The organism is Acinetobacter sp. V2 (genome assembly GCF_001188385.1).
GTDB lineage: Bacteria > Pseudomonadota > Gammaproteobacteria > Pseudomonadales > Moraxellaceae > Acinetobacter > Acinetobacter oleivorans.
In genome coordinates, this window is sequence record NZ_JZFB01000001.1 from 361,469 (window position 1) to 372,326 (window position 10,858).

The 10,858-nt window shown below is 38.8% G+C and carries 10 protein-coding genes; 2 read left to right on the forward strand and 8 right to left on the reverse strand.

What is annotated here, in order from left to right; all coding sequences use genetic code 11:
* Positions 1–37: 37 nt before the first annotated feature.
* From ychF to UC75_RS01680, 8 genes are all read right to left on the reverse strand, one after another.
* Positions 38–1,129, reverse strand: a complete 1,092-nt coding sequence (gene ychF, locus UC75_RS01645; RefSeq protein WP_004642544.1) for a redox-regulated ATPase YchF — start codon at positions 1,127–1,129, stop codon at positions 38–40.
* A gap of 93 nt (positions 1,130–1,222) precedes the next feature.
* Positions 1,223–1,882, reverse strand: a complete 660-nt coding sequence (locus UC75_RS01650) for a methionine ABC transporter permease (RefSeq protein ID WP_004792864.1) — start codon at positions 1,880–1,882, stop codon at positions 1,223–1,225.
* A complete protein-coding gene (locus tag UC75_RS01655; protein WP_128825106.1) occupies positions 1,863–2,939 on the reverse strand; it encodes a methionine ABC transporter ATP-binding protein in 1,077 nt (358 codons plus the stop codon). The genes UC75_RS01650 and UC75_RS01655 overlap by 20 nt, the downstream gene beginning before the upstream one ends.
* 5 nt (positions 2,940–2,944) lie before the next feature.
* Entirely contained in the window at positions 2,945–3,778 is an 834-nt protein-coding gene (locus UC75_RS01660) for a MetQ/NlpA family ABC transporter substrate-binding protein (RefSeq protein ID WP_049836478.1), read from the reverse strand.
* 13 nt (positions 3,779–3,791) lie between these two features.
* Positions 3,792–4,622 (reverse strand): MetQ/NlpA family ABC transporter substrate-binding protein, encoded by an 831-nt coding sequence (locus UC75_RS01665; RefSeq protein WP_005304526.1) that lies wholly within the window; start codon positions 4,620–4,622, stop codon positions 3,792–3,794.
* A 14-nt stretch (positions 4,623–4,636) separates the two neighbouring features.
* A complete protein-coding gene (locus UC75_RS01670) occupies positions 4,637–6,049 on the reverse strand; it encodes an LLM class flavin-dependent oxidoreductase (RefSeq protein WP_049836479.1) in 1,413 nt (470 codons plus the stop codon).
* Complete coding sequence (locus UC75_RS01675) at positions 6,049–7,272, reverse strand: SfnB family sulfur acquisition oxidoreductase (protein WP_049836480.1); 1,224 nt, start codon at positions 7,270–7,272, stop codon at positions 6,049–6,051. The genes UC75_RS01670 and UC75_RS01675 overlap by 1 nt, the downstream gene beginning before the upstream one ends.
* A gap of 12 nt (positions 7,273–7,284) precedes the next feature.
* Positions 7,285–8,520 (reverse strand): SfnB family sulfur acquisition oxidoreductase, encoded by a 1,236-nt coding sequence (locus UC75_RS01680; protein WP_128825107.1) that lies wholly within the window; start codon positions 8,518–8,520, stop codon positions 7,285–7,287.
* Positions 8,521–8,864: 344 nt separating this feature from the next.
* Here UC75_RS01680 and UC75_RS01685 point away from each other — a divergent pair, with 344 nt between their 5' ends.
* A complete protein-coding gene (locus UC75_RS01685) occupies positions 8,865–9,629 on the forward strand; it encodes a glutathione S-transferase family protein (protein WP_049836482.1) in 765 nt (254 codons plus the stop codon).
* A gap of 537 nt (positions 9,630–10,166) precedes the next feature.
* Positions 10,167–10,858, forward strand: a 692-nt coding sequence (locus UC75_RS01690; protein WP_228137015.1) for an amino acid ABC transporter substrate-binding protein, incomplete at its 3' end; no start/stop codon positions are given.

Below are 10,858 nucleotides of genomic sequence, written 5' to 3' on the forward strand. Positions count from 1 at the left end.
AAGCCCCAATATGATGGGGCTTTTTTTGAGCTTTAACTTATACGTTAAAACGGAAGTGCATTACATCGCCGTCTTGAACAACGTAAGTTTTACCTTCTAAACGCCATTTACCAGCTTCTTTAGCACCGTTTTCACCGTTGTATTGTACGAAGTCGTCATATGCAACAACTTCAGCACGGATAAAGCCTTTTTCGAAGTCAGTATGAATTACACCAGCTGCTTGAGGAGCGGTTGCGCCAACTTTTACTGTCCATGCACGAACTTCTTGTACACCAGCAGTGAAATAAGTCTGTAAACCTAAAAGCGCATAACCTGCACGAATAACCACATTTAAACCTGGTTCTTCCATGCCCATTGCTTCTAAGAACTCAGCACGATCTTCATCTTCTAATAATGAAATTTCAGCTTCGATCTGGTTGCAAAGAGGAACAACAATTGCGTTTTCTTCAGCCGCAAGTTTTTTAACTGCGTCTAAGTGGGGGTTGTTTTCAAAACCATCTTCAGCAACGTTTGCAATATACATGGTTGGTTTTAAAGTCATTAAACCAAAACCACGAACTAATTTACGTTCGTCATCAGACAAATCAGCCGCGCGAGCTGGTTTACCTTCGTCAAGTAAAGGTTGGATTTTTTCTAAAACTGCTTTCGTTGCTACAGCTTCTTTGTCACCGCCTTTAGCAACTTTAGTTAAACGTAAAATTGCTTTAGCAACAGTTTCAAGATCGGCAAGCGCAAGTTCAGTATTAATCGTTGCGATGTCGTCTAATGGATCAATTTTACCATTTACGTGAATTACGTTTTCGTCTTCGAAACAACGTACAACATGAGCGATTGCATCAGTTTCACGGATGTTAGCAAGGAATTGGTTACCTAAGCCTTCACCTTTTGATGCACCAGCAACAAGACCTGCAATGTCCACAAATTCCATTGTAGTTGGCAAAATACGCTGTGGTTTAACAATCGCAGCAAGTTTGTCTAAACGTGGATCTGGTACAGGAACAATACCTGTGTTTGGTTCAATGGTACAGAAAGGGAAGTTTTCCGCTGCAATCGCTGCTTTCGTTAATGCATTGAAAAGGGTAGATTTCCCTACGTTTGGCAGACCAACAATACCGCAATTAAAACCCATGAAAACCACTCACAAATGTGTAAATTAAAAATTGTCGCTGATTTTACATGAAAGCCATGACAAAGTCATGGCTAGAGCGGGGTTGTATTGCTTTTAAACTTTACGTTTATCAAGTTGCTGGGCTAATGCATCGCCAGTTGCTTGTACTAACATGACTAAAACAATGAGCACAAAAATTACAGCCAACATAATTTGCATATCAAAACGTTGATAGCCATATCTATATGCGATGTCTCCTAGACCACCTGCACCAATAGCACCAGCAATCGCAGAGGAGTTAATCATAGTCACAATGGTTACGGTAAAGCCTGCCACAATACCTGGCAAAGCCTCTGGTAAAAGCACATGCCAAATAATTTGTTTACGGTTACAACCCATGGCTTGTGCAGCTTCAATTAAGCCTTGATCGACTTCACGTAAGCTAACTTCTGCAATACGAGCAAAGAAGGGAATTGCTGCAATGGTCAATGGAACAACGGCTGCCCAAACGCCATAACTTGTACCCACAATCCAGCGAGTAAGCGGAATAAGTGCAACCATTAAAATTAGAAAGGGCACAGAACGAGTAATGTTAATGACCCAACCCAAAGCCTGATTAATCTTTTGCGAGGGGTGAATGCCGTGCTCAGAAGTACTGACTAAAACAACAGCAATGGGTAAGCCAATTAAAAAAGCAATAAACGCAGATGCACCTACCATGAGTAAGGTATCTACAGTTCCAGTAATTAATAAATCAATGAGCTGGTCGTGCATAGCCAAGTACCTCAAATTGTGCAATTGCAGTTGATGCGTCTTGTCGTATAGATGAAAGATCAATTTCTACGTTGGGAATACCGACTAAAAGAGAACCAATAATGTGCCCTTGAATGGTATCGACCTGACTTTGATATAAATTGACGGGTGCTTTAAATCTAGCAAGTAGTTCTTGAATATCGGGTACTTGATGTGCTTCAGCCTCATATTTCAGTTTTACAATAATATGAGTTGAATCTTCATCGGGTAGAGGACTGATTTTAAAAGGCAGAGTGATCTGCTCAAGGTTCAACAATTCTTGAGTAATTTGTTGCTTTGGTCGTGAAAATACGGACCAAACTTGTCCAGCCTCTACAATTTCACCTTGATCAATCACTACCACTTGATCACAAATTTCTCGAATCACCTGCATTTCGTGTGTGATGAGTACAATCGTTAGACCAAGTTCCTGATTAATCTTTTTAAGTAAAGCCAAAATAGTAGCGGTACTTTCTGGGTCAAGTGCTGAGGTGGCTTCATCACACAGTAAAATTTCAGGGTGGTGAACAAGTGCACGTGCAATACCGACACGTTGCTTTTGTCCGCCTGAAAGTTGTGACGGATAATGACCAGACTTATCTGCAAGGCCTACGAGTGCTAGAACTTCATTTACACGTTGATCGATATCTGCTTTGTTGTAATTGGAAACTTTTAAGGGCAATGCCACATTTTCCCAGACTGTTTTTGCAGACATTAAATTGAAATGTTGAAAAATCATTCCAATGCGTTGGCGAGTTTGAATAAGCTCGGCATGACTCAATTCAGCAATGTTTTGTTGATGAATATAAATACTGCCTGTATTTACTTGTTCTAAGCCATTTAAAGTGCGGAGTAGGGATGATTTTCCGGCACCACTTTTACCAATAATGCCTAAAATCTTACCTTGAGGAATATCAAGGTTAATCTCTTTTAAAGCATGCAGTTTTTGACCCTGCGATTGGTAAAACTTATTTAAACCACGAATTTTGATATGAGGTAGAGAAAAATCAACTTGTGATCCAAAACTCACCATTGTCATTCTCCTTATTTCCAGCCTTGAAACCACATACCTTGGCCAAAGTCTTTATCCAGAATATCTTGTGCTTGTTTTGAGTTCTGGAATGCTTTAACAAAGGTTGCAAGTTTTTGGTTTTTATCTTGGTAATCGCGACGGGTCACAAACAAAATTGCATATTTTTTATCGATTGGATCTAAAAATAATGCGCTATGTGGGTCGGTTACCTTTGCCATTTTTAAGTAGTGAGGGAAGCCGAAAATTAAATCGACATCGTTATATGCATGTGCGGTTTGAGGGCCTTCAACTTCAACAAAGCTCAGCTGTTTAGGATTAGCAATAATGTCTTGAGTGGTTGAAAGTTCATTATTAATGTCTTTAAGCTGAATTAAACCTGCACGGTGCAATAAAATTAAAGCGCGAGCTAAATTGACCGGATCGTTTGGAATAGCAACACGTGCATTTGAAGGTAAGTCTTTAAGTGATTTATATTTTTTTGAATATAAACCCACATGACTTCCTGAACCCACGGCAAATGCATGTAAGTCATAACCCGTTTCTTTTACAGCATTACGTAGAAATACGCTTTGCTGGAAAAAGTTTGCATCAATATCACCGTTTTGTACGGCAACATTTGGTGCTCGCCAGTCAGAAAATTCAACGAGTTTGACATGCACGCCTTGCTTTTCTACTTCATTGGCAACGCTTTGTAATAACTCAGCATAAGGTGGGCTAATGCCAATCGTTAAAACATCATCGGCTTGTTTATTTTTAATATAACGGTAACCGACGAGGCCCAGAACTACGATAACAATCGTAATTCCGAGTAACCAAGGCTTATGCTGTTTGAACTGAATCGCCATAATCTTTCCGTTATTACTTCCAGCCAGGGAACCAAAGTTTTGGCCCAATCTCAGCATCTAATACAGCTTTAACTTTTGGCGAGTTTTGATAGATCTCAACAAATTTCTTCAATTTATCGCCTTTATCCTGATAGTCGTCACGTACTACAAACAAAATTGCATAACGTTTATTGGTATTGTCATCAAGTAAAAGTGCACTATCAGGGTCAGCTGTTTTTGCTAAGCGCAAGTAGTGTGGGTAGCCAAAAGCCAAGTCAACATCATCAATTGCACGAGCAGTTTGTGGTCCTTCAACCTCAATGAATTGCAAGTTTTTAGGATTTGAAACAACATCTTTAAGTGCAGATAAATGGTTGTTTGAATCTTTAAGCGTAATTAATTTAGCTTGCTGTAAAAGTAGTAGGGCACGACCTTGATTCACTGGATCATTTGGAATGACTACACGTGCGTTTTGTGGCAATTCATCAAGGCTTTTATATTTCTTTGAATAAAGTCCCACATGTGATGCTGCACCCACTGCAAATGCTTTTAATTTAAAGCCAGTTTCTTTAATTGCATTGTCTAAGAACGGTTGATGCTGGAAAAAGTTCGCATCAATATCCCCATGATTTAAGGTAATGTTTGGTGTGTTCCAGTCAGAAAACTCAACCAGTTTCACATTTAAACCTTGTTGCTTTGCTTCATCGGCAGCAGCTTGTAAAGTTTTTGCAAATGGTGGACTAATACCAATCACAAGTTCATTTGAGCCACTTTGACGGTGTTTATTCCAAAAGAATAAAGCAACAAAAAGGACTACAACGACTAAGCCTACGCCTAGCCATTTTTTTGAGGCTGTTTGAGCCATTTCTATCTCCAAATTTAAGCGGTTATTTCTTCAATTGTTGTTAGGTTTTTGCTGTTGTTATAGGGACTACATCGGAACGCTTGAACAGGGTGTTGTTTTGGTAATTGATCACCCCGATTAAAAATTTTGTTCCGCAGTGAACCCGTTTTATATGCAGTTTTATAACGACCACGTTGTTGTAGCTCAGGAATAACCAAGCGAATAAAGTCGTGGTGAGACTCAGGTGCAACTGTACGTGTCAAATTAAAGCCATCAATATCTGTTTCATCTAAAAGATGAATTAAGTATTCAGCAACTTCTTCGCCACTACCCACGATGAGGGGATAACGACCACCTAAAACATGCTGAGCTTTTAAGTCATTTTTCGTGATTTGTTGCTCTTTAAATTTTTCGGTAATCGAAACAATACTGTTACTTTTTTGGTAAGGAATCGCTTCATCGTCGGCAAATTTACTTAAGTCGATGCCAGTTGAACTCGCATAATGCGCTAAGCCTGCTTCAGGACTTGCATACTGACGATATTCATTAAGTTTCTGTACAGCGAGATCATGTGTTTCGGCAACAACAACGGTTATACCAACAAAGACTTTAATGTCATCCGCTGAACGGCCTTGCTGTTCTGCAAGAGCACGAATCTTTTTCACTTGTTCGCGTATTTTTTCGGGTTTGTCGCCGCCAATAAATACACACTCAGCATGACGAGTCGCAAACTGCATGCCTTTTGGTGAAGCACCTGCTTGAAAGAGTGTTGGGGTGCGTTGCACAGAAGGAGACACCTGAAAAACACCTTCACTCTGGTAATATTTTCCCTGGTGGTGAATGGTGTGAACTTTAGATGGATCTGTAAAAATACGCTGTGCTTTATCTTTTTTAACGGCGTCGTTTTCCCATGAGCCTTCCCAATACTTGTAGCAAAGTTCTAAAAATTCTTCGGCTTGTTCATAGCGAGCATCGTGGTCTTTTAAACCTTTTTGACCAATTAATCGTTCGGCACTATCTAGATAACCTGTCACGATATTCCAGCCAATACGACCTTGAGTTAAATGGTCGAGACTCGCAAAGCGGCGGGCAAATTGATATGGATGTTCATAGCTTAAGTTCACAGTGACCCCAAAACTTAAGTTTTGAGTGACTGCCGCCATAGCAGAAATGAGTGTAGATGGGTCATGGCTCGGAAGCTGAATTGACTCTTTTAAAGTCAGATCAATACCGTTTTGATAGACGTCATAGACACCTGTAATGTCCGCAATAAATAAACCATCAAATAAACCACTTTCTAGAGTTTTGGCTTGTTCTGTCCAATAGCTCAGTTCATTAAAGCGGTGTGATTCATCACGTGGATGTGTCCATAAGCCATGATTGATATGTCCAACACAGTTCATGTCAAAGGCGTTTAATAAAATCTCTTTTGCTTTAAAATCAGCCATTACAATGTCCCCCGACGAGGTGGTAGAACACCGTTAAGAACATAGTTCCCAATAAAGTAATATTTCCATCGTGCGGCATCATGCAACGTATGCACACGTGCATTGCGCCAGAAACGGTCTAGACCATCTTGTGATTGACTACCACGACTACCAGTAAGTTCAATCAGCTTAGACGATGCTTTTAGTGCGGTATCGCTACTATGAGCACGCACTTTGGCCACATCAATTGAAGCTTTAGCAATACTTTCAGGTGTGGTTTCAATTTTTGCGGCATCAATTGATTGAGCAGCTTGTTTTAATAGCACTTCACTTGCCCGTACATCTACGGCAATGCGTCCTAGCTCATAAATCGTTAAAGGATCTTGGTTTGCCGTTTCTACATTTGAATCAATCCATGGGCGGGCTTGATGCACTCTTTGCAAGCTTTCTTCAAAGGCTCCACGTGCAATGCCTACCTCAATTGATGCATGCATAATTTGGGCAAAAGGGCCTACTAAGGTTGGTTGTAAAAATGCAGTATCAAAAGGAATAACATCATCTGCATCGACAAAAACCTGATCAAATTTAACTGTGCCGCTGCCTGTGGTTTTCTGCCCAAAGCCAGACCAGTCATCAACAAGTTTCAATCCTTGTGAACCACTTTTTACAAAGGCTAGATACTCTCGACCCGCATCGTCTAAAACTAAGGTTGGAATACGGTGAGCAAATAAACTTCCTGTGCAGTAAAACTTTTCACCCTGAATGAGATATCCATTTTCGTGAGGACGGATATTAGTTTGTTTGTGAGTTGAAGTTTTAGTTTTAAACTCGGCAAGTGCATTACCAAAACGAGTGCCATTTAAAACTTCGCTATATAAACGTTGTTTTTGAGCTTCTGTGCCTGTATTGCGCAATACTTCTAAGGCATAGAAATGGTTTTGTGGAATTTGTCCGATTGAACCATCTGCACCGCTTAAAAGAGCAATCACTTTAGCAACGGTATGGCTTGAAACTTCGGCACCGCCATATTGCTTTGGTACTGTAATTGCCCAAAGACCAGATTGGCTCAATGCATCGATTTCGGTATAGGGTAAAATTCGTTTAGAGTCTCGCTCAACTGCGGTTTTTTTAAATTGCTCAGCAAACTGTTTTGCAATTTCTAAAGCTTCAGCATCATTTTGAATAATGTGCGCTTGGCCAGATGCCGATGTTTGTTTTGTTTGAACCGATTGATATGAAGTCATGACAATTTCTCCTTAAATCCAGGCATGGCGGGCAGGGAAATGACTATTAAGGTAATAATTGCCAATGGCATGTAATTTCCAGCGAACAGGGTCGTGTAAGGTATGTACACGGGCATTTCGCCAATGTTGATCTAAATTGTGTTGGCTTAAGCTTGAACGGCTACCGCCTAGTTCCAGCAATTTTTCAGAGATTTGTAGAGCCGCATCATTGGCATAGACTTTTGCTTCTGCGACCAAAATTGAAGCTTTAGCTACTTGTTCATCAGTCACAGTTTCAAGGTGGTCGAGTTCATCTAAATATTCAGCAGCTTCATCAAGCAGTAAAATTGCAGCATCGAGCAAAATATTTAACTTACCTACTTCTTGCAGGGTGTAATGTTCAAAGCTGGCTTTTTCAACATTTGCATCAATAATTGGGCGTGCTTTATGAATAGTCGATAAAGTATCGTCAAATGCAGCTTCTGCAATCCCCACATCAATGGCAACTTGTAATAACTGAGAATAAGCACCGCGATAGGTAGGGGCTTTAGTTAATAAGCGTTCATCAAAAATGAGTTCTGGATTAACTTCAACTTGATTTAATTTAACTGTACCACTCGCTGTAGTACGCTGACCAAATCCATTCCAGTCATTAATGACTTCAATACCTTGAGCTTCTCGATTCACAATGACTAAAACCACATGACCTTCGGGATGAACCGCTTTAATTGCGAGCCAATGCGCAAAACTTGTACCTGTCGAATAAAACTTTTCGCCGTTTAAAATATATTTGCTGTTTTCAATGGTGAGTGTGGTTTTTAAAGTTTTTGAGTCATGTGTATTACGTTCTGGTCCACCGTTAGCAAGACGTTTTCCTGCCAATATTTCTGAAAAGATAAATTGTTTTTGTTGTTCTGTGCCCATAATTTCGATCAGGTTCAAAAGGCTAATCTGATTTTGTGGAATCTGACCAACGTTCGCATCACCTTTACTTAAAATACGGAAAACCTGAGCTAGTGTTTTATTGGAAACAAAAGCTCCGCCATATTTTTTCGAAATTCGAATTCCGCCTAAGCCTTTTTGGCTAAAGCTTTCGATTTGCTCATGCGGTAATAAGCGTTGTTGATCACGTGTATTACGACCCTCTAAAGCATAATCAGCCACTTGATAAGCAGCATTAATGGCTTGTTGATCATTTTGAATGATTTGGACGTATGCCGTCGTTTTAGATAGAGAATTAGACATAATGACACCTTGTATTGCTGTCATTACCTTACAAAAGAAATATTTTTCCACTAAACGAGGACTTATGCTCAGCTTATGAAATAAAGTGCAAAGCATTTTTTTTGATTTTTAATGGAGAAATAGAGATATTAAAAGTATTTATAAATCAATAATTTATAGTTTTTATGCGAAAAATTGATAATAAAATTAGTTTTAATATGAAAAAGAGCAATAAGTACGGTAAAAAAAGATATAAAAAAATAGACCTAACTGTCAGCAAAAAATGAGCACAATATCCATTGTTTTAAATAAAAATAGCTTCTAAAGTATCTACTTACCATCGACCATTTTTGTACAAATAGTCAAATAAAAATAAACGTGGAGATTTTATGCGGGTTTTGTATCAGTTTCCTTTGTCCCATTATTGTGAAAAAGCTCGCTGGTTGTTAGACCATAAAGAACTTGATTATGTGGCTCATAACTTAATTCCAGGGTTTCATCGTGCTTTTGCACAACTCAAAACAGGCCAAAATTTATTGCCAATTTTGAAAGATGACCATCAATGGATTGCTGAATCAACCAAGATTGCACTTTATCTGGATGATACCTACCCAGAACACGCGCTTTTGCGTCGTGATGAGCAACTTAGACAACAAACTCTTAAAATTGATAGTTTAGCTGATGAGCTTGGTATACATGTGCGCCGTTGGGCTCTAGCTCATACGTTGGCGCAAGGAGACCACGCTTTAGAAATTATGATGGGTGAACAAGGCTATTTACGTCAGTTTGAAAAAATATCGAAACCTTTTCTCAAAACACTCGTAAAGAAGAACTATAAACTTGAAGAGGAGTTGGTGGGCCAATCCAAAGAGCAGATGGATGAACTCATAAATGAATTAAACCGCTATCTCATAGAAAATCAAGCACGCTACATGGTGGGTGATCGCTTAAGCCTTGCTGATATTTCTGTGTGTTCGATGCTTGCACCATTGTTAGAGGTGAAGGGTACGCCATGGGAGCGTGAAGAAGCAGAAGAGGTTTCTGAGGAATGGAGCAACTATCAAAAATATTTGCTTGATTTACCTCTAGGCCAATATGTTTTAAGAATATATCAAACCGAAAGAAACGCACGCGTAGATTGGCGAGGAATTTAAACTTTATAAAATGCCCTGATTTTCTCAGGGCATTTTTGTAATATTTCTAAGTTTAGTCATCAACTTAAATATTACTATCAATTTTCTAAATGATTTTTATTAAACCATTTGCATATATTATTTTACTCCCGCAACTTCTTTATTTAGCTCATTATTCAAACTTATTCTAAATACTTAATAATTTTAATTTTTATAATTTTTTGCAAAATACAATTTTTCTAAAAACAGTTTTTAGTTGAAGTTAAGCCACTTTATTGTGCATGTGTTTACATTGTAATCAATAATTGCCACATTTAAGTGTAAATAGATGAGCTTAATAATAGACAGAAGATTAAAACATAGATTAAAGTAGAAACATGTTAGCAGTTTTAAAGGTATTAACTCTGCAAAACAGACTGAATAAAATAAGTGAAGCAAATGGATGTGTCCTACTTGGAAAAGTTGGCGCGATAATTGCAATTTAATAATAAATCACTCTATTGCTCTATATGAATGATTCTATAGATAAATAGAGAGAATGATCATCAAGGAGTTCTTATGAAACGTTCTGCAACCTCTCTCATTATTTCAACATTTATGCTTTGTACGGTTGGTGCTACTTCTCAAATTCAGGCAGCAGATACATTAGCTAAAATTAAAAGCAGCGGAAAAATCGTTATTGGCCACCGAGAATCTTCTGACCCAATTTCATATGTTGTTGCAGGTAAACCAGTAGGTTATGCAGTCGATATCTGTAACCAGTTTGCAAATGACATTAAAAAAGAATTGAAAATGCCTGGGCTAAAAGTTGAATACAAGGCAGTAACTTCATCAACACGTATTCCTGAACTTTTAGCAGGTAATATCGATATGGAATGTGGTACGACCACAAACTCTAAGCAACGCCAAGAACAAGTGGGTTTCTCAACTAACTATTATGCAACAGAAGTACGTATGGCTGTTAAAGCCAACTCTGGCATTAAGAGTTTGGCAGATTTAAACGGCAAGGCAGTTGTAACAACTCAAGGCACAACATCTGATAAATACATTAAGATGAATGAAAAGGGTCAGTCAATTAATGTCCAAAATATTTATGGTAAAGATCATGCAGACTCTTTTGCCATGATGGCATCTGGCCGTGCTGCCGCATTTGTTATGGATGATAATATTTTAGCTGGCTTGGTTGCTAAATCTTCTACACCTAAGGCATTTGCAATTGTAGGACCAGTACTTTCATCTGAACCTTACGG

Coding starts and splice junctions, on each gene's coding strand:
- ychF (WP_004642544.1), bottom strand. CDS start 1,129: ATGGGTTTTAATTGCGGTATTGTTGGTCTGCCAAACGTAGGGAAATCT.
- UC75_RS01650 (WP_004792864.1), bottom strand. CDS start 1,882: ATGCACGACCAGCTCATTGATTTATTAATTACTGGAACTGTAGATACC.
- UC75_RS01655 (WP_128825106.1), bottom strand. CDS start 2,939: ATGACAATGGTGAGTTTTGGATCACAAGTTGATTTTTCTCTACCTCAT.
- UC75_RS01660 (WP_049836478.1), bottom strand. CDS start 3,778: ATGGCGATTCAGTTCAAACAGCATAAGCCTTGGTTACTCGGAATTACG.
- UC75_RS01665 (WP_005304526.1), bottom strand. CDS start 4,622: ATGGCTCAAACAGCCTCAAAAAAATGGCTAGGCGTAGGCTTAGTCGTT.
- UC75_RS01670 (WP_049836479.1), bottom strand. CDS start 6,049: ATGGCTGATTTTAAAGCAAAAGAGATTTTATTAAACGCCTTTGACATG.
- UC75_RS01675 (WP_049836480.1), bottom strand. CDS start 7,272: ATGACTTCATATCAATCGGTTCAAACAAAACAAACATCGGCATCTGGC.
- UC75_RS01680 (WP_128825107.1), bottom strand. CDS start 8,520: ATGACAGCAATACAAGGTGTCATTATGTCTAATTCTCTATCTAAAACG.
- UC75_RS01685 (WP_049836482.1), top strand. CDS start 8,865: ATGCGGGTTTTGTATCAGTTTCCTTTGTCCCATTATTGTGAAAAAGCT.